This window comes from Rhodococcus sp. WAY2, from assembly GCF_009859915.1.
Taxonomy (GTDB): Bacteria; Actinomycetota; Actinomycetes; order Mycobacteriales; family Mycobacteriaceae; genus Rhodococcus_F; species Rhodococcus_F oxybenzonivorans.
Genome location: NZ_CP046572.1, coordinates 3,035,996 through 3,062,327, shown reverse-complemented (window position 1 = coordinate 3,062,327; position 26,332 = coordinate 3,035,996). Strand labels below are relative to the sequence as shown.

Genomic DNA, 26,332 nt, shown 5'->3' with positions numbered 1-26,332 from the left:
TAGCGATGCGGTCGCAGCGCCCGAACGCAGGGAGGGACCGTGCCCACTCCTACTATGGTGAGCCGTGCCCCGACGATCGCTGGTCCGCAGAAATTCGCCCACTCCGTCCGCGGCAGCGACTCGGCGGTGACCGCCAGCGATTGGGGCCTGCTGCTGATCGCCGCGACAGCCGCTGGTTGGGTCGACGCCGTGGTCGGCGGCGGCGGGTTGATCCTGATCCCGGCGCTGTTCCTCGTCGCCCCGCACCTGACGCCCCAGGTCGCGTTGGGCACGAACAAACTGACCGCGGTGACCGGCACCTTCGCGGCCGTCGTGACCTTCGCACGGCGCGTCCGGATGGCGTGGCGGCTACTGATCCCCGCAGGTCTCCTTGCTGCGGCGACGTCCGCGCTCGGCGCGGCCACGGTGACCCGCATCGACAAGGACGTCTTCATCCCGCTGATCATGGTGGTTCTCGTCGGTGTCGCCGTGTTCGTGACCGCACGGCCGCAACTCGGCATCACCCTGGCGAAGGATCCGCCGACGCAGCGGAAGATGGTCGCCGTCGTACTGCTGGCCGGCGGGTTGCTCGGGTTCTACGACGGGCTGTTCGGCCCCGGCACCGGAACCTTCCTCATCATCACCTTCGCGACGTTCCTCGGCACCGAGTTCGTGCGCAGCGCCGCGATGGCGAAGGTGATCAATCTCGGTTCCAACCTCGGTGCGCTGGCGTTCTTCGCGGCAAGTGGAAACGTGTTGTGGGCGCTGGGCCTCGGCATGGCGGTGTGCAATGTGCTGGGCGCGGTCGTCGGTTCGCGCATGGCGTTGAGCAAGGGTGCCGGATTCGTCCGAATCACGCTGCTGGTGGTGGTCATCGGCATGGTGCTGCGGCTGGGTTGGCAACAGTTCGGCTGAGTTTCCGACTACGGTGGTCCCCGTGACGGCTCCACGACAGGTTGATCCGGAATTCCTCGCCCTCCCTCTGCGTGTGCTGGCGGACGCCGCACTCGGCGCCGCGCGCGCGGCGGGCGCCTCCCACGCCGATCTGCGGGTTCACCGATTGACCAGCCAGTCTCTTCGGCTGCGCGACGGCAAGGTTCAGGCGGCGGTCGACACCAACGAGGTGGGCTTCGCGGTCCGTGTGGTGGTGGAGGGCACGTGGGGGTTCGCCTCGCACGCCGAGCTCACCCCGGCCACCGCTGCGGCAACGGCGGAGCAGGCGGTCGCGGTGGCCAGGGCGTTGCGCGGACTGAACCGGGAACACGTCGAACTCGCCGACGAGCCGGTGTACGCCGAGGCCCAGTGGGTGTCGGAGTACGAGGTGGACCCATTCGAAGTGCCGACCGCAGAGAAGATTTCGCTGCTCGGCGAGTACTCCCACCGGTTGCTCGCGACCGACGGTGTCGACCATGTCACCGCAGAGTGCCTGCAGGTGAAAGAACAGACGTTCTACGCCGACCTCGCCGGCTCCTTCATCGTGCAGCAGCGGGTTCGCCTGCACCCGCAACTCGAGGCCACCACCGTGGACCAGTCGGCAGGGGTGTTCGAGACCATGCGCACGCTCGCGCCCCCGGTCGGCCGCGGCTGGGAATACCTCCGATCCGACGACACGTGGAACTGGACCACCGAACTCGCCGAACTCCCGGAACTACTGGCCGAGAAGGTGAAGGCCCCGACCGTGGTGGCCGGACCCACCGACCTGGTGATCGACCCGACCAACCTGTGGTTGACGATCCACGAATCCATCGGGCACGCCACCGAATACGACCGGGCGATCGGGTACGAGGCCGCATACGCGGGCACCTCGTTTGCCACACCCGACAAGCTCGGCACCCTGCGGTACGGGACGCCGATCATGCACGTCACCGCGGACCGGACGGAACCCCACGGCCTGGCCACCGTCGGATACGACGACGAGGGCGTCGAAACGCAATCTTGGGACCTGGTGGCGGACGGTGTGCTGGTGGGCTACCAACTCGACCGGGCGTTCGCGCCACGACTGGGCCTCGACCGGTCCAACGGGTGCTCCTACGCCGACTCACCCCATCACGTGCCCATTCAGCGCATGGCCAACGTGTCGCTCCAGCCCGACCCGGACACCGATCGCAGCACCGCGGACCTCATCTCCGGCGTGGAGGACGGGATCTACATCGTCGGCGACAAGTCCTGGTCGATCGACATGCAACGGTACAACTTCCAGTTCACCGGCCAGCGGTTCTACCGCATCCGCGGGGGCAGGATCGACGGGCAGGTACGCGACGTCGCGTATCAGGCGACCACCACCGACTTCTGGGGGTCGCTGGAGGCCCTCGGGGGACGTTCCACCTGGCAACTGGGCGGCGCGTTCAACTGCGGCAAGGCGCAACCCGGTCAGGTCGCGGCTGTCAGCCACGGCTGCCCGTCCGCGTTGTTCCGCGGCGTCAACGTACTGAACACCCGGACGGAAGGTGCCCGATGATCGCCCCGCAGCAACTCGTCGAGCAGGTCCTCGCCCGCGCCACGGTGGACGACACCATCGTTCTCGTCACCGACGCCAGCGAGGCCGCCCTGCGGTGGGCCGGCAACTCGATGACCACCAACGGCCTCTCGACGTCACGCAGTTGGACGGTGGTCTCCATCGTCCGGGACGGTGACGAGGCGAAGGTCGGGATCGTCACCTCGGCCTCGGTGGACACCGCGGACATCGACGGCGTCGTCCGTTCGGCCGAATCTGCCGCTCGCGCCGCCGGTCCCGCCTCCGACGCGATGCCGCTCCTCGCCGCGACCTACACCGACCCGCAGTGGGAGGAGACGGCCGCCGTCACCGAGATCGGCGCGTTCGAGCAACTCGCCCAGGACCTTGCAATGGGCTTCGACGGCAGCGATCAGCTCTACGGCTTCGCCCATCACCAACTGCACACCACCTGGCTCGGGACCTCCACCGGAATTCGGCGCCGATTCGTCCAGCCCACCGGGTCCGTCGAGATCAATGCCAAACGCGGCGACGCCAGCGCGTGGGTGGGCACGAGCACCAAGGACTTCACCGACGTCCCCGGCACGAAGATGCTCGAGGAGTTGTCCACTCGCCTCGACTGGGCGAGCACCCGGGTGGAGCTACCCGCCGGCCGCTACGAAACTCTTCTTCCGCCGTCGGCCGTGGCAGATCTGATGATCTATCTCATGTGGACCATGGAGGGCAGGGCCGCGGAGGAAGGGCACTCCGCGTTGTCGGCGCCCGGCGGCACCCGAATCGGCGAACGCCTCTCCGCGCTCCCTCTCACGCTCACCTCCGATCCCGCGGCACTGGGCCTGGAATACGCCCCGTTCGTCGCGACCCGATCGTCCTCCGAATCGGTGTCGGTGTTCGACAACGGCTTGAACGCCGGCCGCGTCGACTGGGTGCGGGAGGGCTCGGTCCATGCACTCGCCTATCCGCGTGCGGCGGCCCGGGAGTTCGGCGCCGAGGTCACCGTGCCCGGGGACAACCTGATTCTCGACGCGGGCGGTTCGCTGTCGCTCGATCAGATGGTGGCCGAGACGGAACGCGGGCTGCTGCTGACCACCCTGTGGTACATCCGCGAGGTCGACCCGGCGACCCTGTTGCTGACCGGGCTGACCCGCGACGGTGTCTACCTCGTCGAGAACGGGAAGGTGACGGGCGCCGTGAACAACTTCCGTTTCAACGAAAGCCCCCTCGATCTGCTCCGAAGGGTCTCCCAGGCCGGGGCCACCGAACGCACGCTGCCGCGGGAATGGAAGGACTGGTTCACCCGAACAGCCATGCCGCCGTTGCGGATTCCCGACTTCCACATGTCCTCGGTGAGTCAGGCATCATAGTTCAGGCGTTCCCCGATGCGACCGTCCATTCCCCGCTCTGCAAGCGGGCGTTGGCCTCCGGCCCCATCAGGAGCATTCCGCCGTCCACCACATAGGACGACCCGGTGACGTAACTCGCCTCGGGTGACGCGAGGAACGAGACGACGGCGGCCACTTCCCGCGCGTCGCCGGGACGGCGCCCGGGGACGCCCGGCCGATCCTTCGCACGGGGCTCCTCGTCCGTCTGCCCCGTCATAGGCGTAGATATTTCGCCGGGTGCCACCGAATTGGCCGTGATTCCGTACTGCGCCAGTTCGAGCGCCAGTACCTTCGTCAACCCGCCCAGCCCCGCTTTCGACGCGCAGTACGGGGCCGCCCCGAACTTGGGTGCGTGCTCGTGGACACTGGTGATGTTGATGATGCGGCCACCGCGCCCGGCATCGATCATGTGCCGGACGGCGCGCTGCGTGCACAGGAAAGCGCCGTCCAGGTTGACCGACAGCACCTCGCGCCACGTCGCGAAATCCATCTCCATGACCGGCACCGCGGTACCGGTGCCGGAACAGTTCACCAGCACGTCGACGCCGCCGAGCTCGGCGGCGAGTTCGTCGATGACGGCACTGGAGTTCGGCAGGTCGGTCAGGTCGAGGTGGCGGACGTACGCGTCGGCACCGTTGTCGCGGACCTCCTGGGCTGTGTTGTTCGCACCGTCCCGGTCGGTGTGATAGGTGATACCGACGTTCACCCCTGCTGCCGCGAGGGCCACCGCCACTGCGCGACCTATTCCTGAATCGGAGCCGGTGACGACCGCGGTGCGTGGGAAATCCATGTCGTGTCGGTACCCGCGGCGACGCACACCGAAACGGCGCCGCATCTTACTGGACAAATGTCCAGGTGACATAAGGTGCCCGTGTGCGCTATAAAGGTCCAGGCGTCCTGTTTATGACATTTCTCACTCACCGAGGAAGTGGCGAGGGACGTCACATTTCGGTCTCCAGAGAAAGGGACCACAACTCAGGTGACTTTGCCGCGTAATCGGCGTGCGCCGAGTTTTGTCCTTTGCACTCTGCCCAGGAGGTTGTATGCACTCCAGTGCCCTCGATCGCGACACGCTGCCCCCCGAGTCGCGCCGATCGATCGTCGCAGCGAAAGCCGACTTCGGGAATGTTGCCCTTGCGAGCTTCGTGTGCCTTGTCTCCGGTGTGGGCAGCGGCGTCCTTACCGACTCGCTGCTGGTGGGAGCGTCCGTGGGACTGATTGTCCTTCTGGCCACCGCCCTGTCCGTTGCCGCTGTATGAGCACTCCACTCCGTCTGCGTCCTTCCCCGGAACCCACCACCTCGAAGGCCCCGCCCGGCCCCGGCGAAATTCTCGCCGCGGCGAAGCGCATTCTCATCGCCAGCCGCGGGTATGGCGACGCCGAAGCATTCGAGGAACTGCTGGATGTCTCCCGGCATCACCACGTGAGCGTGCAGCGCGCCGCACGAATGCTGGTCGTACTGGCCGATCGGCGACAGGCGGCGCCGCTGCCCGCCGGATCGACTGCGATGGCGTTCGGCGACTGGGCCACCTCCCTGTCGCCGTCGGGTCGCCCACCTGCTCTGTCGGTACCGACTGCGTGACGGGACCGCGTCCCTCGTGCTACCTGTAGTCCCGTGCTGACACCGCGCGACGACGCTGCCCCAGTGCGTCGTCCCGTCGCCGAGTGGAGAGCGCCAGGCTGGTGGCGGTGCGCACCTCCGCGAGAAGCCGCGGCTGATCGGCGACCGCCTTGTCGTACACCAAGGCCCCGATCAGAACTCCGTCGTGGATGAGAGTGGTCGCCTCCCGGGGATCGTTTCTGCACGGAAGGACCTGGTGTCGTCCCTGGGCATCCACATATCCGTCGTGGGCGCGGGAGTACCACCACACCACCAGGCTGGGGTCGCGGAGTGCCTCACGCAGTGCGTCGGCCACGCCCGCACCGAACGGGGCGGTGCCGAGATCGATCGACAGGTTGCGCACCGCAGCGCGGGTGACTCGGTATCGCCACAGCCCCACCAACACGGCGAGCGGGATCAGCGCGGTCGACGGATACCGCAGAAGCAGGGTCCACGCCTGTTGTGGACCCTGCACCCAGACCGAGGCGAGCGGGGTCCAGGCGGTGGCGGCGGTACCGAGCAGCGCGGCGAACCACAACGGTGCGACGGCGGCCCGGTATGCCCGCGTACCCGAACGCCACCGCGCGAGGAGAACACCGATCAGCACCAGACCGATCGCCATTCCCCCGACTCCGAAGACGACTTGCATCGCTGCGAAGACCGTCGGGTCGTCCCGTACCAGGAGAAGGTTCAACCCGGGTGGATGGGTGGAATCGACGCGGCGGGTGTCCAGGAAGGCCAGCTCGCAGACCACGGACACCGCGTAATACGCGTAGCACCCGCCGAGGAACCGACGCTCCCACCGGTGGTGCAACCGCCCCCAGGGGAAACTGAACACCAATTGGATCAGCACCGGTATATACATGTTGGTCAAGACCGTGCCGGTGGTGAACAGCACCGGAATCGACGACAGCCGAAGACCTTTCGTCATCCAGAGCAACCCGGCCGCCACCAGCAGACTTCCCAGAGTGTCCGCCGGCCGGTGCCGGCCCGCGACCAGACCCGCCGCCACGAACACCCCACCGACCGTCAGAAACAACGCCAATTCCGTAGGGCCGAAGGTTGTTCGGCACATCCGCCACTCGACGGACGCCGTCACCGCGACGGCCAGCGCGACCGCCGAGAGGACGGCCGCGACCATCATCCGACGGCTCATCGGGTGCCGTCCTTCGGCTGGGCGGCGAGCAATCGGGCGGATCGAGACCTGACACGGCGCACAGGGTCGATCGTCGCGCGCAACGGGATCGGTGACCACCACCCCGAAGTGGGTAAATCGAACACCTGGGTGGCCGCATCCCCACCCTGCCGCCGGGCGCGTCGTCGCCGGCTGCCCTGTAAATCGGGACAAGGCTGTTGTAGGTTGCCCTCACACACGGGCCCGCGCGGGCGGAGGGAGGCCGGATGGACAGCGACGCCGTCACCGTGGACATCTACCGGCACCGGATCGGCGCGGCACTGTGCGCTTATGCCTGCGGTGACGCTCTCGGCGTTCCCTGCGAGGGCGCGCCGGCTGCGGAGATCGACCTTTCGGCGGCGGTGGCGTTGCCGGTGCGCCCGGGCTGGCCGCGCGGCTCGACGTCGGACGACACAGCGCTCACCCTCCTGGTGGCCGAAGCCCTGATCACCGCGGCACACGCCGATCCGGCGGAGCACTTCCTGCGGTTGTTGAGCGAGCGCGCCGACCGCGTTCCCGGTATCGGCCCCTCGACACACGCAGCGATCCAGCACTACCGCGACCACGGCCGCCCACCCGAGGCAGGAGGAAACACGAACGGTGCGGTGATGAGAGCGCTGCCGGTGGGGTGGTTCGTCCCGGTCGACGACCCCGACCGTCGCCGAGCCCTCACCCGCGCGCTGTCCCGCATCACGCACCCGTCGCCGAACGCCCAGGGCGCGGCCGTGGTGATGTCGGCCTGCGCAGCATTTGCGCTCGACGGCGCAACCGGGCGGGAACTACTGGAGGTCGCCCGTGAGGAAGCGGCCGCCGCGGTCCACCTGTGCGGCGCGGATCGCCGCATCGAGGAACTGATCGCCGCGGTCGCCGATGGTCAGTGGGCGGCCGATGCGGCCGGCGTGTCACTCGATCCGTACGACACCCTCGCGGCAGTGCTGTTCTGCGCGGCTTCCGCGCGCACACTCCGACAGGCCCTCGAGCAGGCCATCGGGCTCGGCGGCGACACCGACACCGTCGCCGCCCTGGTCGGTGGTCTCCTCGGAGCACAGTCGTCCGAGGACACGGTGCGTGCACTCCCCTGGTACGTCGATGTCCTACTTCCCGACCCCGCGGACATCACGCTGCTCGCCGACGGTCTCGCGTCGGCGCGGGTGGCCGCTACCGGTCGTCCGCGGTGACGGCGAGTCCGATGGTGCCCGTCCTACCGCGCCGAAGCAGGCTGAGCTTCATCGAGATCCACCCGATAATCCCGTACTTGCGTGCGATGACGTCGCGCGCGTGATCGGTGCCCGCGGCGTCGAGGACCACCGCCCGCCCCGGGACCTCCGGTCCCTTCGGCTTTCCCCGGGCATCGCACACCGCCACCGTGACCTCCGGATTGCGGCGGATTCGATTCACCTTGTAGGAGTCGGTGACCGTCCACATCAGTAGCCGGTCCCCGTCGGGGGCCGCCCACAGTGGCGTCGCCACCGGGGAGCCGTCCTTGCGAAACGTGGTGAGCAGAACATACTTGGCGGCCGACACCCGATCGAATTCTGTGGTCACCCGGCCATGCTAGTCCGCGGGAACGCCGTCTCAGTCGCCCTCGAGTTCACCCTCGGTGTCGAGGTACACCTGACGGAGCCCATCGAGCGTGTCCTTCTCGGGGTGTTCCCACATCTCCCGCTCCGCGGCCTCGAGCAACCGCTCGGCGATTCCGTGCAGCGCCCACGGGTTCGACTTCTCCATGAACTTGCGGTTCTGCTCGTCCAGAACGTACGACTCGGCCAGCTTCTCGTACATCCAGTCGGCGACGACGTTGGTGGTGGCGTCGTACCCGAACAGGTAGTCGACGGTGGCGGCCATCTCGAACGCCCCCTTGTACCCGTGCCGGCGCATCGCCTCGAGCCAGCGCGGGTTGACCACCCGGGCGCGGAAGACGCGGGACGTCTCCTCCGACAAGGTGCGGGTACGCACCGAGTCGGGTCGTGTGCTGTCACCGATGTACGCCTCCGGTGACGTCCCGGTGAGCGCGCGCACCGTCGCGACCATGCCACCGTGATACTGGAAATAGTCGTCGGCGTCGGCGATGTCATGCTCACGGGTGTCGGTGTTCTTCGCGGCCACGGTGATTCGCCGGTACGCGGCACGCATGTCGTCGGCGGCGGGGGCGCCGTCAAGTCCGCGTCCGTAGGCGAAACCGCCCCAGGTGGTGTACACCTCGGCGAGATCGGCGTCGCCGCGCCAGCTCTTGGAGTCGATCAGCTGCAGCAGTCCGGCGCCGTAGGTTCCGGGCTTCGACCCGAAGATGCGGGTGGTCGCGCGCCGCTCGTCACCGTGGTCCGCCAGATCGGCCTGCGCGTGCGCGCGCACGAAGTTGCTCTCCGCCGGTTCGTCCAGCGCGGCGACGAGCCGGACCGCGTCGTCGAGCAGGGCCAGCACATGTGGGAACGCGTCACGGAAGAAGCCGCTGATCCGCACGGTCACGTCGATGCGCGGGCGGCCCAGCTCCGCGAGGTCGATCACCTCGAGGCTCACCACCCGGCGGCTGGCCTCGTCCCACACCGGCCGCACACCGAGCAGCGCGAACACCTCGGCGATGTCGTCGCCGGAGGTACGCATCGCGGAGGTGCCCCACACCGACAGCCCCACCGACCGCGGCCAGTCCCCGTGGTCGGCTCGGTACCGCTCGAGAAGCGATTCGGCCATCGCCTGCCCGGTTTCCCAGGCCAGCCGCGACGGCACGGCCTTCGGGTCGACGGAGTAGAAGTTGCGGCCCGTCGGAAGCACGTTGATGAGCCCGCGCAGCGGTGAACCGCTCGGCCCGGCGGCGATGAATCCACCGTCCAAGGCGTGCAGAACCTGCGCGATCTCGTTGTCGGTTTCCCGGAGTCGGGGCACCACCTCGGTCGCGGCGAAACGAAGGATCTTCGCAACCGTGGCGTCCTCGGTCAGCGAGTCGGCTGCTTCGGGCCGCCAATCGGCGTCGGCCATGCCCCGCACGAGCGCGTGGGCCTGGGCCTCGACATCGTCCACGCGGGTGCGCGATTCGTCGCCGTCCTCGCTGAGTCCGAGTGCCTCCCGCAACCCGGGAACATTCTGCTCGCCGCCCCACATCTGCCGGGCACGGAGCATGGCGAGAATCAACTCCGCCTCGGCATCGCCGCGGGGCGCCTGCCCCAGCACGTGCAGCCCGTCCCGGATCTGGACGTCCTTGATCTCACACAGCCAGCCGTCGACGTGCAGCAGCATGTCGTCGAACACGTCTTCGTCGGGTCGTTCCTCGAGCCCGAGGTCGTGGTCCATCTTGGCGGCCCGCATCAGCGTCCAGATCTGCTGGCGGATGGCCGGCAGCTTCGACGGGTCCAGGGCGGAGATGTTGGAGTGCTCGTCCAGGAGCTGCTCGAGCCGGGAGATGTCACCGTAGCTCTCGGCGCGGGCCATCGGCGGAATCAGGTGATCGACCAGGGTGGCATGCGCACGCCGTTTGGCCTGTGTGCCCTCGCCGGGATCATTGACGAGGAACGGGTAGATGAGCGGGAGGTCGCCGAGGGCGGCGTCGGTGCCGCACGACGCCGACATGCCGAGGGTCTTACCGGGCAGCCATTCGAGGTTGCCGTGCTTGCCGAGGTGCACCACCGCGTCGGCGCCGAAACCACCGTCCGCGGTCTGCGCGGCGATCCAGCGGTAGGCGGCGAGGTAGTGGTGGCTCGGCGGCAGGTCCGGGTCGTGGTAGATGGCCACCGGCTTCTCCCCGAAACCGCGGGGCGGCTGCACCATGAGCACCAGGTTGCCGAACTGCATTGCGGCGATGACGATTTCACCGTCGGGGTCCTGGGAGCGGTCGACGTACAATTCGCCCGGTGCCGGGCCCCAGTGTTCCTCCACCCCGTCGCGCAGCTCCGCCGGCAGCGCCGAGAACCATTCCCGGTAGCGGGCGGCGGAAATGCGGATCGGATTGCCCTCGAGCTGCTCGGCCGTCAACCAGTCGGGGTCCTGGCCGCCCGCGGCGATCAGGGCGTGGATGAGCGCGTCCCCGTCCTGCGCGGCGAGACCTGGCACCGCGTCCGGGCCGTCGTCCGGGCCGAGGTCGTACCCGGCCGCCCGCATGTCGGTGAGCAGGCGGATCGCGCTCGCGGGGGTGTCGAGACCGACCGCGTTGCCGATCCGCGCGTGCTTGGTGGGATACGCCGACAGCATCAGGGCGATGCGACGTTCGGACGCCGGAATATGGCGCAGGCGGGCGTGCCGGACGGCGATGCCCGCCACCCGGGATGCCCGTTCGGCGTCGGGCACATACGTGGACAGCCCGTCCGCGTCGATCTCCTTGAACGAGAACGGCACCGTGATGAGGCGCCCGTCGAACTCGGGCACCGCGACCTGGGTGGCGACGTCGAGCGGGGAGAGTCCGTCGTCGTTGGACTCCCACGACTCCCGGCTGCTCGTCAGGCACAGCCCCTGCAGGATCGGCACATCCAGCGCGGCGAGCGCGGCGACATCCCACGCCTCGTCGTCGCCGCCGGCGGACGCACCGGCGGGCTTGGTGCCGCCTGCGGCGAGCACGGTCACCACCATGGCGTCGGCGCGGCGCAGCGTCTGCAGCAGCTCGGGCTCCGCGGTGCGCAGCGACGCGCAGTAGATCGGCAGCGGGTTGCCCCCGGCCGCATCGATCGCGGCGCACAGCGCCTCGATGTAGCGGGTGTTCCCGGCCAGGTGCTGGGCTCGGTAATAGAGCACGGCGATGGTCGGGCGCTGCGGTTCGGCCTCGACGGCGAACGGTGCCAGACCCCAGCTCGGCAGATGCACCGGCGCCTCGAAACCGTGACCGGTGAGCAGGACCGTGTCGGACAGGAAGTGGTGCAGTTGGGCGAGATTGTCGGCTCCGCCCTCGGCCAGATAGTTGTGCGCCTCCGCAGCGACACCGGCGGTCACCGTCGAGCACTCCATCAACTCGGCGTCGGGGGCGTGCTCACCGCCCAGGACAACCACCGGCAGGCCACTGGCCAGCACCGCGTCGAGCCCGTCCTCCCACGCCCGGCGGCCACCGAGAATCCGGACCACGACGAGGTCTACGCCCGCGAGCAGTCCCGGCAGGTCCTCCTCGACCAGCAAGCGTGCCGGGTTGGCCCAGCGGTAGTCCGCCTTGCTGGCACGTGCGCTGAGCAGGTCGGTGTCGGAGGTGGAGAGCAGCAGGATCACAGGTGGAGCCTTCCTGGGGTGTCGCGCCCCGTGGCGGTGGTTGCCGAAAACCGGGTCGGCTTCGGAACCGTGGGTCAACCGGACGGCAGGTGAGGGTCTGGCTCGCCCACCGGGTTCGGCGAGCTCACAGTGGCGCGACCGCACCGGAATTGCACCGGCTTCCTCTCCTGCTGCCGCAAGTGCCCGTGATGCTACCGGGCGGCCGACGTAACCTGGGACCATGGTCGCCCCACGTTCCCGCCCCGACGCCTGCCCGGGGGCGCTGCAGGTACATCAGGCCGCCGACGGTCCGCTCGCCCGCGTGCGGCTGCCCGGTGGTGTTCTCACGCCCGCGCAGCTGCAGGTGCTCGCGGAGTCGGCCCGCGACCTCGGGAACGGGGAGATCGAACTGACCTCCCGCGGCAACGTGCAGCTTCGCGCCGTCGGCGATCCCCCGGAGTTCGCGAGGCGGCTCGCGGACACCGGCCTGCTGCCCTCGCACACCCACGAACGGGTACGCAACATTCTCGCCTCGCCGTTGACGGGTCGCATCGGTGGCGTCGCCGACCTGCGGAACGTGGTCGACGAACTCGACCGGAATTTGTGCGCCGACACCGCGCTGGCCGACCTCCCCGGCCGCGTCCTCTTCACCCTCGACGACGGCCGCGGTGACGTGTCCGCGCTCGGCGGCGATTTCGGGATACACGCGGTGAGCGAGACCGAGGTGGCGTTGGTGCTGGCCGGCCGCGACAGCGGGGCCCGGATTTCCGCGACCCAGTCGGTGCACGTGCTGCTCGACGCGGCCCGCACCTTCCTCGGCCTGCGTGACGGGCAGTGGCGGCTGTCCGAGATCGACGACGGCGTCGAACGAACCCTTACCGCCCTTGCCCTTGCGCCCACCGCGGAACCGGTGACCGGGTTCGCCGAGCACCGGCCGCCGATCGGGTGGCTGGATCAGCCGGACGGCACCGTCACGCTCGGCGGCGGCCTCGCGTTCGGGGTCCTCGACCCGAGGATGGCGGAATTCCTGGCCGCGGTGGAGAAACCGGTGATCGTCACCCCGTGGAGGTCGGTGCTGTTGTGCGATCTCGACGAGTGGTCCGCCGAGCAGGTGGTCCGCGTCCTTGCACCGATGGGCCTGATCTTCGACGAGAATTCCCCCTGGTTGAACGTCACTGCCTGCACGGGCAGGCCGGGCTGCGACAAGGCGCTCGCCGACGTGCGCACCGACGCCCGCGACGCCGTTCTCGGTGGCGAGCTCCCCGCCGACGGGAGACAACACTGGTCGGGTTGCGACCGCTGTTGCGGGCGCCCCAAGGGTGAGGTGACCGATGTCGTTGCGACCGCAACCGGTTACCGGGTGGACCACCGCTGACAGCACTGCCTCTATCGTGAGGCCATGATCGAGTACATCCGAGACGGCGCGGAGATCTACCGCCAGTCCTTCGCCACGATTCGCGCCGAAGCAGATCTCAGCGCCTTCCCCGCGGACGTCTCGCAGGCCGTGGTCCGCATGATCCACGCGAGCGGCCAGGTCGATCTGGTGGACGACGTCGCATTCACCCCCGGTGTCGTCAAGGCCGCGCGGGAGGCCCTCGCGAACGGCGCCCCGATCTTCTGCGATGCGCAGATGGTGGCGGCCGGCGTCACCCGCAAGCGGCTACCCGCGGACAACGAAGTGGTGTGCACGCTCCGCGACCCCCGGGTCCCCGTCTTGGCCGCGCAGATCGGGAACACCCGGTCGGCCGCCGCGCTGGAGTTGTGGGGCAGCAAACTCGAGGGTGCCGTCGTCGCCATCGGGAACGCCCCCACCGCCCTCTTCTACCTGCTCCACATGATCGAGTCGGGCGCGCCGCGTCCCGCTGCCGTGATCGGTGGTCCAGTCGGTTTCATCGGTGCGGCCGAATCGAAGGAGGCACTGATCGAGCATCCCAGCGGCCTCGACTACCTGGTGGTGCGCGGCAGGCGGGGTGGCAGTGCCATCACGGCGGCCGCCCTGAACGCGATTGCGAGTGAAGTGGAATGAGCGCCGAGACGAGTGCGCACGGCAAACTGTGGGGAGTCGGGATCGGTCCGGGCGATCCCGAACTGATGACGGTCAAGGCGGCGCGGGTCATCGCCGAGGCCGACGTGGTGGCGTTCCACAGCGCCCGGCACGGCAAGAGTATCTCCCGCGGTGTCGCGGCCCCGTACATGCGTGAGGACCAGATCGAGGAGCACCTCGTCTACCCCGTCACCACCGAGACGATCGATCACCCCGGCGGCTATCAGGGGGCGATGGACGAGTTCTACGAGGACGCGTCGGGGCGGCTCGCCGCGCATCTCGAGGCCGGTCGTTCGGTCGCGCTGCTCGCCGCGGGTGATCCGCTGTTCTACAGCTCGTACATGCACATGCACAAAAGGTTGGCGCAGCGGTTCGAGGCCGAGGTGATTCCCGGTGTCACTGCCGTGAGCGCCGCCTCGGCCGCCCTGGCCATGCCGCTGGTCGAAGGTGAGGAAGTGCTCACCGTCCTGCCCGGAACGTTGCCGCAGGCGGAACTGACCCGGCGCCTCCGCGAGACCGACGCCGCCGCGATCCTCAAGCTCGGGCGCACCTATCCGGCGGTCCGCCAGGCGCTGAAAGATTCCGGCCGCATCGACGAGGCCTGGTATGTCGAGCGGGCCAGTACCGACCGGGAACGGATCGCCTCCGCGGACGAGGTGTCGGACAGCGACGTGCCCTACTTCTCGATCGCCGTGATCCCGAGCCCGTCCAACAGCCGCGGGGACACCACGGCACCCACCGGCGAACTCGTCGTCGTCGGGCTGGGTCCGGGCGATCAGGCCTGGACCACCCCCGAAGTGCAGTACGAATTGTCCCTCGCCACCGATGTCGTCGGCTACGGTCCGTACATCGACAGGGTGCCCGAACGGCCCGGTCAACGCCGGCATGCCAGCGACAACCGCGTCGAGGCCGAACGCGCGGCGATGGCGCTCGACCTGGCCAAGAACGGTGCCCGGGTGGCCGTGGTGTCCTCCGGTGACCCGGGGGTGTTCGCCATGGCCGCGGCCGTGCTCGAGGTGGCTGCCGAGGACCAGTGGCGTGACGTTCCCGTCCGCGTGCTCCCCGGCATGACCGCCGCCAACGCGGTGGCGAGCCGTGTCGGTGCTCCCCTCGGCCACGACTACGCCGTCCTGTCCCTGTCGGACCGGCTGAAGCCGTGGGACATCGTGGCGCAACGTATTTCCGCGGTCGCGAGCGCCGACATGGCGTTCGCCGTCTACAACCCGGCGTCGAAGTCACGGACCTGGCAGGTGGCCGCGATGCGCGACCTCGTGCTCGAGCACCGCTCCCCCGACACCCCCGTGATCATCGGACGCGATGTGGCCGGCGTGCAGGAATCGGTGCGGGTGGTCCGCCTCGCCGATCTCGACCCCGCCGAGATCGACATGCGGTGCCTGCTGATCGTCGGCTCCTCGATGACCACCGTCGTCGAGAACGAACACGGCACCCGGGTCTTCACCCCCCGCCGCTACCCCGGCTGAGCGGACGCAGCACATCGACACCGGGTCTCACTCGATGCGTCCGGACCGAAGTTCGGACACCGCGATCTGGGCGGCGCGGCCGATCGCCTGATCCACCACGGGCAGAAGGGGATCCGCCCGCGCGGCCCGGGTGAACACGGCCACGGCCACCGGGATCTCGCCCGGGAAGGTGACCACGGCCGCCTCGTTGCGGATCGCCCCGATGGTGCCGGTCTTCCCTGCCACCGTGACGTCGGCATAGGGAAATCCCGAGCGGATTCGGTGTTGCCACACCTGCGCGGCCATCACCTGCCGGATGAACTCGCCCTGCACCGGCGACACCGCCCGGTCCGTCCAGATCGCGTCGAGCAGCGCCGTCATCTCTTGCGGGGTGGTGGCACTCGCGTACGACGGATCGTAGGCCGACACCGTCCACGCATCGTCGTTGTCGGCGAGCGCGGCGAACGCTTCCGCAGTGGTGTGCGCGTGGGAGTCGATCACCAGTTTCCGATGCGCGTCCGCTGTCCCGCCCACGATGCGGGTCCGTGCCAGACACAGGTCGGTGAGCACCCTGTCGACGGCGTCGAGACCGACTCCGCCGAGAACGAGATCAGCCGCGGCGTTGTCGGAGACGGTCATCATCGACAGCGCGAGATCCCGCCAGCTCATCACCACGGGATCGCGGAACATCGACACCCCGGTCGGCCCCGGCGTGCAGTCCGCCGGGTTTACACGCACCGTCGACGTCGGCGACAGAGTGCCCGCGTCGAAGGCGCGGCAGAGGGCGACCAGCAGCGGCAGTTTGTACACCGACGCGGTGACGACCAGGTCGTCACCGTCGACGGAGACGGCCGGAACGCCGTCATCGGTCGGGCCGACCCGGCGCGCGTGGAGCCAGCCGATGCACCCGGCGTCGGCGAAGACGTCACGGATCCGTTTCTCGGGCGGCGAAGTCATCGCCCGCCCTTCAACAGCACTCGGTCGAGTGCGCCTGCGGAGACGGAGACGTCGCTGCCCGACCGCCAGACGATGCGCACGCGCAAGGCCAGGTCGTGGCGGACCAGGTCGAGCCAGGCCACCCCAGGCATGTCCGTCGGCGAAGTCGTGGTCACCCCGAAACAGCCACCGGCCGCCACGTGGGCGAGCACCTCCCGTGGTCCCGGCGCGACGACGACGTCCGGGTCGAGGCCGCGGGCCCGCCACAGGTCGACGAACAGATCGTGCGCCGGTGGGTTGTCCGAGCGTGGGCCGGTCGACAGCGTCAACCCCCGCAACATTCGGACCTGCGGCTGTCGGGCGGTCGCTGCGGGGTGATCGTCCGGAACCACCACCCAGCGCCGGATCTTCAGGACAGGCCCACTGCCGAGCCCGGTGAGCAGCGCGGGATGTTCGATCACCGCCACGTCGAGACTGCCGCTGCGGACCTCTTCCACCAAGTCGGTCGTTGCCGCGGTTCGCGTCACCACCCTCGTCCGGTGGGCTCGGTCCGCGTCGCGGAGGGCACGAACACACCACACCACGACATCGTCGCCCAGCGCGGGCGTCACACCCCATCGCACCACCGCGTCGCTTCCGCCGGCGAGGCGGCGCGCCTCGTCCTCGAACCGGGCGGCATCGTTGACGAGCAGTCGCGCCCGCGGCAACAGGTGCCGTCCCGCCTCCGTCAGCCCGACACCGCGCGCGCTGCGGGACACGAGTTCGGTGCCGAGTCGCTGTTCGAGCCGCCGAACTCCCTGCGACAGCGGCGGCTGTGTCATCCCCAGCCGGGTTGCGGCGTTTCCGAAGTGACCCTCTTCCGCAACGGCGACAAAGAAACTGAGATGGCGGAGAAGATCCATGCCCACCATTGAACCAGCGGCGAACAACGCGGCCGCGTGCGTCCACCAAAATGGTCCTGTGCGGACGGGTGCCACGCTGCGGTGATATCGAAGACGACTCGGCGGGGCGGCGTTCGCGTCTTTGCGTTCGCGCCCCATCAGCCCGAGATTGTGTGCATGACCCGACCACGATTTCCTCGCCACGTCTACACCCTCGCGCTCGCACTGCCTCTGCTGCTCGGCGCCTGCACGGACGCCGCGGAATCCGTTCCACCCACCACGTCGGCACCGGCCGTCGCGTCGGCGGTCTCGTCGGCGCAGGCAGCTTTCCTCGACTCACGCATCGCTGAACTGGAGGCGCGGCACTCGACCCGCATCGGTGTCACGGCAGTCGATCCCACCACCGGGGCCGTGTACCGGCATCGCGGCGCCGAAAGGTTCGCCCTGTGCTCGACGTTCAAGACGTACGCCGCCGCAGAGGTTCTCCGCCGTACGAGTGAAGGCACCTCGTCACTCGACAAGGCGGTTCCCGTCGAAGCCTCTGCTCTGGTGGAGAATTCACCGGTCACCGCGGCGGCAGTGGGCACCTCGATGACGCTGGCGGAGCTCGCCGAAGCGGCCCTCACTCGCAGCGACAACACCGCCGGAAACCTACTGTTGACGGAAATCGGGGGTCCGCAGGCCATCACCGCACTCGCTCGCAGCATCGGTGACGACACCACCCGACTCGACCGCTGGGAGACCGAACTGAACACCGCCCTCCGCGGCGATCCCCGCGACACGTCCACGACAGACGGCCTCGCCGAGGGCTACCGGGCACTGCTCCTCGGCGACGAGCTCGAGCCCACCCACCGACGGCAGTTGCTCGACTGGCTACGCGCCAGCACCACCTCCGACACGCGTATCCGGGCAGGGTTGCCGCCGGGGTGGTCCGCCGCCGACAAGACCGGAACCGGACGATTCGGAACCGCCAACGACGCCGGCGTGGTGTGGGATCGGGAGGGCAACCCCCTCGTGCTCGTCATCCTGACCGACACTTCGACCAATCAAGAAGCAGCTCAACCGAACAGCGACGCCATTGCCGAGACCACCACCGCGGTCATCGGAGCACTCGACGCCCCGTGAAGTGCGCGGATCGCCGCAAGATGTCATGGGCACGGGCGAGCTGAGGTCGGTGACCGCCATGGGTGGCGCGACTGCCGTCGGCGCCGAGACGGTCGATGATCGTCTCGGCCCAGACCACCTCGTCCGCATCCGGGGCCAAGGCCGAATTGATCACCGGGACCTGCTCGCTCGACAAGGTCAGCTTGCCCGTCATACCCATGTCGAGAGCAAGCCGGGCATCGGACCGCGTCACCTCGGCGTCGAGCACGAGTGTCGGCCCGTCGACGGGCGCACCGATGCCCGCGGCGCGACTGGCGTTGACCAGCCGTGATCGCGCGTACGCGAGCGCCATCGGGCTGCGGCCCGCGCCGATGTCGCGGCAGTAGTCGCCGATCCCGAATGCCAGCCGCACCACCGGCGCAGTGCGGGCGATCTCGTCGGCGGCCACCACCGCGGCGGCCGATTCGATCAGGGCAACCACCGGCACACCGGGAAGTGCGGCGGCGGTGGCACGAACCTGTTCGGGCGAATCCGTTTTCGACAACATCACCCCATGCAGGCCCTTCGACCCCTGGATCGACTCCAGGTCACGCTGCCAGTGGTCGGTGGTCGCGTCATTGAGACGTACCCAGCCGCGCTGACCGTCGAGCCATCCGGCAACGCAGGCACGTCCGTCGCCCTTTGCGGCCGAAGGCAGCCCGTCCTCCAGGTCGACGACGAGGCAGTCGGTTCCGGACTGTGCTGCGGCGGTGAGTGTTTCGGAATCGACTGCGGGAACCAGAAACCAGCTGCGGGCCATCAGGATATCGACCGACGAGGTCCGGACCATGTCGATACTCATGTCGCTCTACGCTCTGCCATGCTCGACAGTCTGCTCGAGACCGGCACCCGGGCACACTCGCCGAAGTGGAGTGTGCCCGGCACACAAAGCTGCCGCTTCGTCAGGTGTGCCGACCCGTCTCGTCACGGGTCAGATGTCGAAAGCCCAGTTGACCGGGTTGAACACCACCCGATACCACACGTCCGCCGCGGAATCGAAGGTGCAGGGGATGATGATGTAACCGGTGGTCTTCTCGAGCGCTGCTGCCTTGTTGCAGAAGTACTCGCCACCTTCACCGGACGTCTCGGCGCGGTAGACGGGGCCGACATGCCAGGGGTCGGCCCCGGCCGTGCCTGCCCCGACGGTGGATCCGAGAACGAGGGGTGCGGCCAGGAGGCCGACGAGTGCTGCGGTTCGCCGAACGGACTTCTTCTGCACGAAAGCTCCTTCACGTGGCGGGGACACGACAGTTCTGTGCCGTTAGGTCGTTCACCGCAGAGCTATCGTTACCATCGCTTCACGACAGCGGTCCCGGATTTCCTGCGCACTCCCCCGCCGATCAGGCATCGTGGTGGTCATGCGCGATTTCCGGTTCTCCTTCAACATCCTCGATGTCGGTTCCCGCGACGCGCTGATCGATCGCTGTCGCCGCAGCGCGGAACTGGGCTACGACGTCGTGCTCGCCGCCGACCATCTCGGCGCACCGGCACCGTTTCCGCTGCTGGTGGCCATCGCCGACGCCACCCCGCAGCGGGTCGGCACCCTGGTGCTCAATGCGCCGTTCTGGAACGCGGCCCTCCTCGCGCGGGAGATCGCGACCACCGACGTCCTCACCGACGGCCGGCTCGAGATCGGTCTCGGCGCGGGGCACATGAAGTGGGAGTTCGACGCCGCCGACATCGAGTGGAAACCGTTCGGTGGGCGGGTCGAACAGTTGGCGGCCACGGTCGACGACCTGCACACGTTCTTCACCACCGATTTCGACGAACTCCCCGAAGAACGGGACGCACCCCGACCACTTCAGCGGTCGGGCTTCGAAGGGTCGGGGCCGCCCCTGCTGATCGGCGGCACCGGGGATCGGGTGCTGCGCATCGCTGCGGCACACGCGGACACCGTCGGGGTGGCGGGCACATTCCAGATTCCCGGTAAGCCGCCGGGAACGTTCCGGCTCGCCACAGCCGAAGAAACCGACGAACGAATCCGATTCGTGCGCAAGCACGCCGGAAGTCGGGCGGACGGCATCGAATGGCACCTGCTCGTGCAGATGGTCGTCGAGACAGACGACCGAGAATCCGCGGCGCGGCGCATCGCCGAACGGATGACCGGAAGCATGACAGCCGACGCCGTGCTCGATACGCCGTACCTGCTGTTGGGAACCGTCGACGAGATGGCCGAACAACTCGCGCGGCACCGCGAACGGTATGGCTTCTCGTACATCACCGTCCACGACCCCTACATGGAGGTATTCGCGCCCGTCATCGACGCTCTCCGCAAGCGTGGGTGACCCGGACGGTCACCGTCCGGGCCACCGCTCACCGCTACGGCGTGGTGATGTACTCCTGAATGGCCTGCTGCGCCCTGGGATTTCCGTTACCGATACCCACGATGGCGCCCGTAATGGCACCGATGGGGGTCCCGATCATGCAACCGGCGAGGCTACCGGGGAACATCGACACACACCCCACCCCGAGACCGATCAGGGCGCCGATCGCCGTCCCCGCCGCTCCGCCGTTGGCCCAGCCGACGCCGAGCTCGTTGAGCATGTTCTCGAGGGCTTTCTGCTTGTCGACCTCGTGCCGGAAGGGAACAACCTGAGCGGGCACGATACCGCTCGGCTCCACCAGATCGGCGTGCGCCGTACCCGCTCCCATGGTCAACGCTCCCGCAACGAGAGCCGACGCTACTGTCTTCTTCACCAAGTTCATCGTGATCCCACCCTGCTGACGAAGGAAAAACCGTTCCGACTGTAACCCGGTGTGATGGGAGCGGGAGGCGAAAATGGGCCCGAAGTATCCGATCCCGAAACGCGCCCGTGGGTCACCCGGTCAACCGTAGGCTGGGGTGTTCGGGCACTTCCGTGCCCCGAGAGGTGGTGGCGATGTCCGTCAAACCGAGTCTGGCTGCGTTGTCCTGCGTGGCCCTGGCAGTGCTTCTTCCTTCCCCTGCGCAGGCCACTCCGTCGTCGGGCGTGACGGCGCAGATCCTGTTCGAAACCACCGTGCCCGCCATGACCGGTTCCGCGGAGACCGGTGCCACCGATCTCACCCTGCGCCGCATCGAAATCGCACCCGGCGGCACCACGGGGTGGCACTACCACGACGGTCCTGTCTACGCGTTCGTCGAATCAGGGGTTCTCACAAGAACTCTGGACGACTGCACCACAGTGGTGACCGCCGCCGGGCAGGCGATCACCGAGAACTTCGGCAGCGACCACGTGCACATCGGTTCCAATCTGGGTGAGGTTCCACTGGTTCTGCTGGCGTTCTACACCGAACCGGCGGGCAAACCCCTGTCGGAGGACGCGCCCGCCGTCACGTGTTGACGCTGTGCCGGGACCTACCGGTCCGAGCGGATCCAGTTGAGTGCGCCCGCAACGTCGCCGACGATCGCGGCGGCGGAGGGTAACGGTGGGCGGTCGATCATCACCACGGGAAGCCCGAGGTCGCGAGCCGCATGCAGTTTCGCGGCGGTCTGTTCACCACCGCTGTTCTTGGTGACGAGTACGTCGATGCGGTGCTCCCGCATGAGGTCGATTTCCGCCGGCACGGTGAACGGCCCGCGGGCCAGAAGCAGAGTCGAGCGCGCGGGAAGGTCGACGTCCGGTGGATCGATCGCGCGCACGAGGAACCACAGTGCACCCAGGTCGGCGAATGCCCCGACACCCTGCCGTCCCACCGTGAGGAAGATGCGCGTTCCGAGCCCGGGAAGGAGTGCGGCCGCCGCGGAGAGGTCCGGGACGCGGCGCCAGTCGTCACCCGGCACGGGTGACCACTGGGGTCGTCGCAGCACGACCAGGGGAATTCTGCAGCGCCGGGCCGCCTCGGCCGCGTTCTCGGTGATGCGTGCGGCGAACGGGTGGGTGGCATCGACGATCGCGTCGACGGGGTTGCCCCGCAACCAGTCCGCGAGGCCGTCCTCTCCACCGAATCCGCCGATCCGGACGTCGCCGGCGGGGATCCGCGGATCCCGAACCCGGCCGGCGAGGGAGGACACGGTGTCGATCGACGGATCATCCGCCAGCGCCGCTGCCAGCGACCTCGCCTCCCCGGTACCTCCGAGGATCAATATCCGCCGCACGGTCAGTGGGTGGTGCGCTCGCGGGCGGCCGAATACAGGTAGCTGTCCGGGAAGCCCTCGGCAGCAAGGACTTTGCCGACGATCACAACAGCCGTCTTCGTGACGCCGGCAGCTTTCACCTGGTCCGCGATAGTCGCGAGGGTGCCGCGCAACACGATCTCGTCGGGTCGGGATGCGAAGGCGACGACGGCGGCCGGGCAGTCGCGACCGTAGTTCTCGGTCAGTTCCAGGGCGATCTGCTCGATCCGGTGCGCCCCGAGATGCACCACGAGGGTGGCGCGACTGCGACCCAGCGACCGCAGATCCTCTCCCTCCGGCATGGCGGTGGACAACGTGGACACCCGGGTCAGCACGATCGACTGGGACACGCCGGGCACCGTCAGTTCCCGCCCGAGCGACGCTGCCGCAGCGGTGAACGCGGGAACTCCGGGCACCATGGTGTACTCGACGCCCGCGGCGTCGAGCCTGCGCGCCTGCTCGGCGACCGCACTGAAGATCGACGGATCCCCCGAATGCAGCCGCGCCACATCCTGACCGGCGGCGTCGGCCTCGATCAGCAGGGCGACGATTTCGTCGAGACTCAGGCGGGCGGTGTCGATCACCCGTGCGTCGTCAGGGCATTCGGCGAGCAACTCTCGGGGAACGAGACTTCCCGCGTAGAGGCACACCGGGCTGGCCGCGATGATGCGCTGCGCCCGCACGGTGACGAGGTCGGCCGCTCCCGGACCGGCCCCGATGAAGTAGACCGTCATGCTGAGTCACCTTTCGCCTGCTTCGTCACCGACCATTGCGCGACCGGCAATTGTGGACGCCAGGCGGTGAATCCGCCGAGCGGTTGGCCGCGATACACCTGGAATTTGCGAAGCTGCCCGCCGTGCACGGAGAACCACCGCAGCAGCAGCGCCTCCGATTCCGCCGTCACGGCGTTGGCCACCAATCGGCCGCCGTCACGGAGCCGGGACCAGCACCCGTCGAGAACACCGTCCTCGGTGAGGCCGCCTCCGACGAAAATGGCGTCCGGCACGCGTCCCTCCTGTTCCCGTACGTCACCGAACGCCGCGGGCGCGGCACCGTGGACGGCGAGGGCGGGCACCCCGAGTGCGGTTGCGTTCGCCTCGATCTGGGCGACGCGCGCGCGCTCACGCTCGAACGCGACGGCCCGGCACCGGGGATGACTGCGCATCCATTCGATCGCGATCGTGCCCGACCCGCCGCCCACATCCCAGAGAACCTCTCCCGGAGCGGGCGCCAGGGCGCACAGCGTCAGTGCCCGGATCTCATGCTTGGTCATCTGGCCGTCACCCGAGTACGCCGCATCGGCAAGGCCGGGAAGCCTGGTCAGCCGTGGGCTGTCTGCGCTCGCGCGGCACGCCACGGCGATCACGTTCAGCCGGGCCCCGGCGTCGTGGTTCCACATCGACGCCGTCCCGTCGACCCGGGATTCCCCGGGCCCGCCCAGCTCCCCCAGCACAGTGAGGCGCGAGTCGCCGAACCCGTGACCTCGCAGCAGCGCGGCCACCGCGGCCGGGGTGTGTTCGTCGCGGCTGAGCACCAGAATGCGCGCCTGATCGTGCAGGGCGGGCAACACAGTCTCCGGCGGCCGGTTCACCAGGCTCACCACGGGAGTGTCGTGCGCCGGCCAGCCCAACCGGGCGCAGGCCAGCGTCGCCGAAGACGGATGGCTGACGACGCGCACCCGTTCCGGACCCAGCAGCTCGACCAGTGTCACCCCGATGCCGTGGAACATCGGGTCGCCGCTCGCCAGCACGCACACCTTCCGGCCGGCATGAGCGTCCAACAGACCACCGAGCGCCGGCACCAGCGGCGACGGCCATGCAACCCGCAGCGCAGGAGATTCGGGGATCAGCGTGAGTTGCCTGCTCGAGCCCATCAGCACGTCGGCTTCCCGGATCTCCCGTTGCCCGCGCGGGGACAGCCCGTCCCAGCCGTCCGCGCCGATACCCACCACGACGACGACATCACTCATCGCGGCATCCGGCGCCAGAGTGCCTGCGGCAGCAGCCGCAGAACGAAGAACACCGGGCGCAGCCGTCCCGGCACCCACACCCGGGCCGACCCTCGGCGCAGCCCGCGGACCACACCGTCCGCGACCTGCCCGGGCGTACTCGACATCGGTGCCGCGGACATCCCCTCCGTCATCCGTCCGACGACGAAACCCGGCCGGACCAGCATGAGGGACACCCCGCTGCCGTGGAGGGCGTCCCCGAGTCCGGAGGCGAATCCGTCGAGCCCGGCCTTCGCGGACCCGTACACGTAGTTGGCCCGCCGTACCCGCACTCCGGCGACGGACGAGAACACCACCAGGCGTCCCGACCCCTGGGCGCGGAGCAGGGTGGCCAGATGAGTCAGCACACTGATCTGTGCGACGTAATCGGTGTGCACCACCGCCACGGCGTGTCGTGCGTCCCGCTCGGCGCGCGCCTGATCGCCCAGAATGCCGAACGCGAGGATCGCCACCGACACCGGGCCGTGCGCGGTCACGACGGACCGGAGGAGGCCCTCGTGGCTGCCGAGGTCGTCGGCATCGAATTCCACGCACTCCACGGCCGACGCACCGGCGTCGAGCAACGCTTGCCGTTCGGCGGCGAGGTCGCCGCTTCGGCGCGCCGCCAGGACGATCGTGCGGCCGGGCGCCAGCCGGGTCGCGATCTCGAGACCGATCTCGCTGCGCCCGCCCAGCAGGAGTACCGCCCCGTCGTCCACATGCTGTCGGCTGTTCCTCTTCGATCCCAGGCTCACCGGTCCAGTGTCCTGGATTACCGTCGGGTCATGGACCGCACCCCCCAGGCACCGATTCGCCTCACCGATTCAGCGCTCACCTTCCTCGGTGAATATCACCTCGGCACCCTCACCACACTGCGCAAGAACGGCACCCCCCATGTGGTGGCCGTCGGCTTCACCTGGGATCAGGAGCACGGCATCGCACGGGTGATCACCAACGGTTCGTCACAAAAGGCGCTTAACGCCGACCGTGGCGGGTATGCCGCAGTGAGCCAGGTCGACGGCCCGCGGTGGATGACCCTCGAGGGGCCGTCCCGGGTGCTCACCGACCCGGAGGCGGTGGCGGATGCGGTCGCGCGGTACGCGGCCCGCTACCGGCAGCCGCGCGAGAATCCGACCCGGGTGGTGGTCGAGATCGCGGTCAGCCGCGTGCTCGGTTCCGCTTCGCTGCGCGGCCACTGAACCGCAGTTTCCACGGCACCAGCGCCGACTCCATCTGCACACCCAGGCTCATCTTCGACACACCATCGGTGCGCTCCTCGAAACGGATGGGCACCTCGGCGATGCGCATGCCGCGCTGCACGGTCCGGTAGTTCATCTCGACCTGGAAGGCGTAGCCGTTGCTCTGCACCCCGTGAACGTCGATCGCCCGCAGAGTGTCGGCGTGCCAGGCCTTGAACCCGGCGGTGGCATCCTTCACCCGCAGCCGCAGAATCGCGTTGACGTAGAAATTGGCCCACGCCGACAGCGCTTTACGGTGCCAGGGCCAGTCGCTGGCAACCGCACCGCCGGCCACGTAGCGAGAACCGAGCACCACCGCGGCATCCGTCTGCGTCAGCGTCTCGACCATCCGCGGGATCGCCTCGGCGGGGTGCGACAGGTCGGCGTCCATCTGAATGACGATGTCGGCGCCCTCGTCGAGCGCCCGTGTCATCCCGGCCACGTAGGCGCGCCCGAGCCCGTCCTTGACGGTGCGGTGCAGGACGCCCACCGGGATGGGCGCGTCGATCGCGAGCTTTTCGGCGACGTCACCGGTGCCGTCCGGCGAGTTGTCGTCGACCACGAGCACGTGCATGTTCGCGATCTGCAACGCGTCGAGAAATTCGACGAGCTTGGGCAGGTTGTCGCGTTCGTTGTACGTCGGTACGACGACGGTTACCTTCGGGGCGACGCTCTCCATGACACCTTCGATTGATCTGTGATCCCGACCCGCCGCCGACGGGCGGCGGCGAGTGCGGTCGCGAACAAAGGGTAGATGTTACTACCCGTGGCGGCAGGCCCTGCCGCACGTCCGGATCGGCCGA

27 protein-coding genes and 1 riboswitch are annotated in these 26,332 nt (G+C 68.7%); of the genes, 13 read left to right on the top strand and 14 right to left on the bottom strand.

The annotated features are described in order from the left end of the window. The first annotated feature begins 126 nt into the window (after positions 1-126). Genes GFS60_RS14225 through GFS60_RS14215 form a run of 3 tightly spaced genes read left to right on the top strand, consistent with a single transcriptional unit; the run spans position 127 to position 3,795 of the window. A complete protein-coding gene (locus GFS60_RS14225; RefSeq protein WP_109335072.1) occupies positions 127-894 on the top strand; it encodes a TSUP family transporter in 768 nt (255 codons plus the stop codon). A gap of 22 nt (positions 895-916) precedes the next feature. Continuing rightward, entirely contained in the window at positions 917-2,437 is a 1,521-nt protein-coding gene (locus GFS60_RS14220) for a TldD/PmbA family protein (RefSeq protein ID WP_159922097.1), read from the top strand. Then, positions 2,434-3,795, top strand: a complete 1,362-nt coding sequence (locus GFS60_RS14215; RefSeq protein ID WP_159922095.1) for a metallopeptidase TldD-related protein — start codon at positions 2,434-2,436, stop codon at positions 3,793-3,795. Before GFS60_RS14220 ends, GFS60_RS14215 begins: the two co-directional genes overlap by 4 nt. A gap of 1 nt (position 3,796) precedes the next feature. Here the strand turns inward: GFS60_RS14215 and GFS60_RS14210 are convergent, their stop codons facing one another. Further along, positions 3,797-4,603: an SDR family oxidoreductase gene (locus tag GFS60_RS14210; protein WP_159922093.1), complete on the bottom strand. Its 807-nt coding sequence runs from the start codon at positions 4,601-4,603 to the stop codon at positions 3,797-3,799. 253 nt (positions 4,604-4,856) lie between these two features. Between GFS60_RS14210 and GFS60_RS14205 the strand changes: the two genes are divergently transcribed. Together GFS60_RS14205 and GFS60_RS14200 are read left to right on the top strand one after the other, a co-directional pair. Continuing rightward, positions 4,857-5,072, top strand: a complete 216-nt coding sequence (locus tag GFS60_RS14205) for a hypothetical protein (protein ID WP_109329622.1) — start codon at positions 4,857-4,859, stop codon at positions 5,070-5,072. After that, on the top strand, positions 5,069-5,395 hold the full coding sequence (locus GFS60_RS14200) for an ANTAR domain-containing protein (RefSeq protein ID WP_159922091.1): 327 nt from the start codon (positions 5,069-5,071) through the stop codon (positions 5,393-5,395). Before GFS60_RS14205 ends, GFS60_RS14200 begins: the two co-directional genes overlap by 4 nt. Positions 5,396-5,414: 19 nt before the next feature. Here the strand turns inward: GFS60_RS14200 and GFS60_RS14195 are convergent, their stop codons facing one another. After that, complete coding sequence (locus tag GFS60_RS14195; protein ID WP_159922089.1) at positions 5,415-6,569, bottom strand: hypothetical protein; 1,155 nt, start codon at positions 6,567-6,569, stop codon at positions 5,415-5,417. Positions 6,570-6,814: 245 nt separating this feature from the next. On the opposite strand from GFS60_RS14195, the gene GFS60_RS14190 reads away from it, so the two are divergent. After that, positions 6,815-7,765 (top strand): ADP-ribosylglycohydrolase family protein, encoded by a 951-nt coding sequence (locus GFS60_RS14190; protein ID WP_159922087.1) that lies wholly within the window; start codon positions 6,815-6,817, stop codon positions 7,763-7,765. On the opposite strand, the gene GFS60_RS14185 is transcribed toward GFS60_RS14190, so the two are convergent. Both GFS60_RS14185 and cobN read right to left on the bottom strand, forming a co-directional pair. Continuing rightward, the gene (locus tag GFS60_RS14185) at positions 7,746-8,132 is read right to left on the bottom strand and encodes a PPOX class F420-dependent oxidoreductase (protein WP_159922085.1); all 387 of its coding nucleotides are present in this window, start codon (positions 8,130-8,132) and stop codon (positions 7,746-7,748) included. The genes GFS60_RS14190 and GFS60_RS14185 overlap by 20 nt on opposite strands. 30 nt (positions 8,133-8,162) lie before the next feature. Then, a complete protein-coding gene (cobN, locus tag GFS60_RS14180) occupies positions 8,163-11,765 on the bottom strand; it encodes a cobaltochelatase subunit CobN (protein ID WP_159922083.1) in 3,603 nt (1,200 codons plus the stop codon). 71 nt (positions 11,766-11,836) lie between these two features. After that, a riboswitch (cobalamin riboswitch) is annotated at positions 11,837-11,979 on the bottom strand. 6 nt (positions 11,980-11,985) lie between these two features. Between cobN and cobG the strand changes: the two genes are divergently transcribed. From cobG to GFS60_RS14165, 3 genes are read left to right on the top strand one after another with little or no spacing between them, the layout of a single operon-like run. Next, positions 11,986-13,119, top strand: coding sequence for a precorrin-3B synthase (cobG, locus tag GFS60_RS14175; protein ID WP_159922081.1), 1,134 nt, complete (start codon positions 11,986-11,988; stop codon positions 13,117-13,119). Positions 13,120-13,143: 24 nt separating this feature from the next. Then, positions 13,144-13,770: a precorrin-8X methylmutase gene (locus GFS60_RS14170; RefSeq protein WP_159922079.1), complete on the top strand. Its 627-nt coding sequence runs from the start codon at positions 13,144-13,146 to the stop codon at positions 13,768-13,770. Beyond that, positions 13,767-15,269 (top strand): precorrin-2 C(20)-methyltransferase, encoded by a 1,503-nt coding sequence (locus tag GFS60_RS14165; RefSeq protein WP_159922077.1) that lies wholly within the window; start codon positions 13,767-13,769, stop codon positions 15,267-15,269. The genes GFS60_RS14170 and GFS60_RS14165 overlap by 4 nt, the downstream gene beginning before the upstream one ends. Positions 15,270-15,296: 27 nt before the next feature. Here GFS60_RS14165 and GFS60_RS14160 read toward each other — a convergent pair whose 3' ends face one another. Both GFS60_RS14160 and GFS60_RS14155 read right to left on the bottom strand, forming a co-directional pair. Next, a complete protein-coding gene (locus GFS60_RS14160) occupies positions 15,297-16,205 on the bottom strand; it encodes a serine hydrolase (RefSeq protein ID WP_159922075.1) in 909 nt (302 codons plus the stop codon). Then, the gene (locus GFS60_RS14155; RefSeq protein ID WP_159922073.1) at positions 16,202-17,095 is read right to left on the bottom strand and encodes a LysR family transcriptional regulator; all 894 of its coding nucleotides are present in this window, start codon (positions 17,093-17,095) and stop codon (positions 16,202-16,204) included. The genes GFS60_RS14160 and GFS60_RS14155 overlap by 4 nt, the downstream gene beginning before the upstream one ends. 147 nt (positions 17,096-17,242) lie before the next feature. On the opposite strand from GFS60_RS14155, the gene bla reads away from it, so the two are divergent. Beyond that, positions 17,243-18,190, top strand: a complete 948-nt coding sequence (bla, locus tag GFS60_RS14150) for a class A beta-lactamase (RefSeq protein ID WP_159922071.1) — start codon at positions 17,243-17,245, stop codon at positions 18,188-18,190. On the opposite strand, the gene GFS60_RS14145 is transcribed toward bla, so the two are convergent. Further along, a complete protein-coding gene (locus GFS60_RS14145; RefSeq protein WP_159922069.1) occupies positions 18,165-19,010 on the bottom strand; it encodes an HpcH/HpaI aldolase/citrate lyase family protein in 846 nt (281 codons plus the stop codon). The genes bla and GFS60_RS14145 overlap by 26 nt on opposite strands. 129 nt (positions 19,011-19,139) lie before the next feature. Next, positions 19,140-19,427, bottom strand: a complete 288-nt coding sequence (locus GFS60_RS14140) for a hypothetical protein (protein ID WP_159922067.1) — start codon at positions 19,425-19,427, stop codon at positions 19,140-19,142. Positions 19,428-19,566: 139 nt separating this feature from the next. Here GFS60_RS14140 and GFS60_RS14135 point away from each other — a divergent pair, with 139 nt between their 5' ends. Then, the gene (locus tag GFS60_RS14135; protein ID WP_159922065.1) at positions 19,567-20,493 is read left to right on the top strand and encodes an LLM class F420-dependent oxidoreductase; all 927 of its coding nucleotides are present in this window, start codon (positions 19,567-19,569) and stop codon (positions 20,491-20,493) included. Positions 20,494-20,527: 34 nt separating this feature from the next. On the opposite strand, the gene GFS60_RS14130 is transcribed toward GFS60_RS14135, so the two are convergent. Continuing rightward, positions 20,528-20,914: a hypothetical protein gene (locus GFS60_RS14130; RefSeq protein ID WP_159922063.1), complete on the bottom strand. Its 387-nt coding sequence runs from the start codon at positions 20,912-20,914 to the stop codon at positions 20,528-20,530. A gap of 173 nt (positions 20,915-21,087) precedes the next feature. Between GFS60_RS14130 and GFS60_RS14125 the strand changes: the two genes are divergently transcribed. After that, the gene (locus GFS60_RS14125) at positions 21,088-21,531 is read left to right on the top strand and encodes a cupin domain-containing protein (RefSeq protein WP_159922061.1); all 444 of its coding nucleotides are present in this window, start codon (positions 21,088-21,090) and stop codon (positions 21,529-21,531) included. 14 nt (positions 21,532-21,545) lie between these two features. Here GFS60_RS14125 and GFS60_RS14120 read toward each other — a convergent pair whose 3' ends face one another. From GFS60_RS14120 to GFS60_RS14105, 4 genes are read right to left on the bottom strand one after another with little or no spacing between them, the layout of a single operon-like run. After that, positions 21,546-22,286 (bottom strand): cobalt-precorrin-6A reductase, encoded by a 741-nt coding sequence (locus tag GFS60_RS14120; protein WP_159922059.1) that lies wholly within the window; start codon positions 22,284-22,286, stop codon positions 21,546-21,548. A 2-nt stretch (positions 22,287-22,288) separates the two neighbouring features. Then, positions 22,289-23,038 (bottom strand): precorrin-4 C(11)-methyltransferase, encoded by a 750-nt coding sequence (gene cobM / locus GFS60_RS14115; protein WP_159922057.1) that lies wholly within the window; start codon positions 23,036-23,038, stop codon positions 22,289-22,291. Continuing rightward, positions 23,035-24,273, bottom strand: a complete 1,239-nt coding sequence (gene cbiE / locus GFS60_RS14110) for a precorrin-6y C5,15-methyltransferase (decarboxylating) subunit CbiE (RefSeq protein WP_159922055.1) — start codon at positions 24,271-24,273, stop codon at positions 23,035-23,037. The genes cobM and cbiE overlap by 4 nt, the downstream gene beginning before the upstream one ends. Continuing rightward, positions 24,270-25,046: an SDR family NAD(P)-dependent oxidoreductase gene (locus GFS60_RS14105; RefSeq protein WP_159922053.1), complete on the bottom strand. Its 777-nt coding sequence runs from the start codon at positions 25,044-25,046 to the stop codon at positions 24,270-24,272. Before GFS60_RS14105 ends, cbiE begins: the two co-directional genes overlap by 4 nt. A 30-nt stretch (positions 25,047-25,076) precedes the next feature. Between GFS60_RS14105 and GFS60_RS14100 the strand changes: the two genes are divergently transcribed. After that, positions 25,077-25,490 carry a TIGR03618 family F420-dependent PPOX class oxidoreductase gene (locus GFS60_RS14100; RefSeq protein WP_159922051.1) on the top strand — a complete coding sequence of 138 codons (414 nt, stop codon included), beginning with the start codon at positions 25,077-25,079 and terminating at the stop codon, positions 25,488-25,490. Here GFS60_RS14100 and GFS60_RS14095 read toward each other — a convergent pair. Next, positions 25,450-26,208: a polyprenol monophosphomannose synthase gene (locus tag GFS60_RS14095; protein ID WP_159922049.1), complete on the bottom strand. Its 759-nt coding sequence runs from the start codon at positions 26,206-26,208 to the stop codon at positions 25,450-25,452. The two genes, GFS60_RS14100 and GFS60_RS14095, sit on opposite strands and share 41 nt — an antisense overlap. Positions 26,209-26,332: the final 124 nt, after the last annotated feature.

Bases quoted from the DNA above. Each gene is read 5' to 3' on its own strand.
- GFS60_RS14215 (WP_159922095.1), top strand. From the start codon at position 2,434: ATGATCGCCCCGCAGCAACTCGTCGAGCAGGTCCTCGCCCGCGCCACG.
- GFS60_RS14210 (WP_159922093.1), bottom strand. From the start codon at position 4,603: ATGGATTTCCCACGCACCGCGGTCGTCACCGGCTCCGATTCAGGAATA.
- GFS60_RS14205 (WP_109329622.1), top strand. From the start codon at position 4,857: ATGCACTCCAGTGCCCTCGATCGCGACACGCTGCCCCCCGAGTCGCGC.
- GFS60_RS14200 (WP_159922091.1), top strand. From the start codon at position 5,069: ATGAGCACTCCACTCCGTCTGCGTCCTTCCCCGGAACCCACCACCTCG.
- GFS60_RS14195 (WP_159922089.1), bottom strand. From the start codon at position 6,569: ATGAGCCGTCGGATGATGGTCGCGGCCGTCCTCTCGGCGGTCGCGCTG.
- GFS60_RS14190 (WP_159922087.1), top strand. From the start codon at position 6,815: ATGGACAGCGACGCCGTCACCGTGGACATCTACCGGCACCGGATCGGC.
- cobG (WP_159922081.1), top strand. From the start codon at position 11,986: ATGGTCGCCCCACGTTCCCGCCCCGACGCCTGCCCGGGGGCGCTGCAG.
- GFS60_RS14170 (WP_159922079.1), top strand. From the start codon at position 13,144: ATGATCGAGTACATCCGAGACGGCGCGGAGATCTACCGCCAGTCCTTC.
- GFS60_RS14165 (WP_159922077.1), top strand. From the start codon at position 13,767: ATGAGCGCCGAGACGAGTGCGCACGGCAAACTGTGGGGAGTCGGGATC.
- GFS60_RS14160 (WP_159922075.1), bottom strand. From the start codon at position 16,205: ATGACTTCGCCGCCCGAGAAACGGATCCGTGACGTCTTCGCCGACGCC.
- GFS60_RS14155 (WP_159922073.1), bottom strand. From the start codon at position 17,095: ATGGTGGGCATGGATCTTCTCCGCCATCTCAGTTTCTTTGTCGCCGTT.
- bla (WP_159922071.1), top strand. From the start codon at position 17,243: ATGACCCGACCACGATTTCCTCGCCACGTCTACACCCTCGCGCTCGCA.
- GFS60_RS14145 (WP_159922069.1), bottom strand. From the start codon at position 19,010: ATGAGTATCGACATGGTCCGGACCTCGTCGGTCGATATCCTGATGGCC.
- GFS60_RS14135 (WP_159922065.1), top strand. From the start codon at position 19,567: ATGCGCGATTTCCGGTTCTCCTTCAACATCCTCGATGTCGGTTCCCGC.
- GFS60_RS14130 (WP_159922063.1), bottom strand. From the start codon at position 20,914: ATGAACTTGGTGAAGAAGACAGTAGCGTCGGCTCTCGTTGCGGGAGCG.
- GFS60_RS14125 (WP_159922061.1), top strand. From the start codon at position 21,088: ATGTCCGTCAAACCGAGTCTGGCTGCGTTGTCCTGCGTGGCCCTGGCA.
- cobM (WP_159922057.1), bottom strand. From the start codon at position 23,038: ATGACGGTCTACTTCATCGGGGCCGGTCCGGGAGCGGCCGACCTCGTC.
- cbiE (WP_159922055.1), bottom strand. From the start codon at position 24,273: ATGAGTGATGTCGTCGTCGTGGTGGGTATCGGCGCGGACGGCTGGGAC.
- GFS60_RS14100 (WP_159922051.1), top strand. From the start codon at position 25,077: ATGGACCGCACCCCCCAGGCACCGATTCGCCTCACCGATTCAGCGCTC.
- GFS60_RS14095 (WP_159922049.1), bottom strand. From the start codon at position 26,208: ATGGAGAGCGTCGCCCCGAAGGTAACCGTCGTCGTACCGACGTACAAC.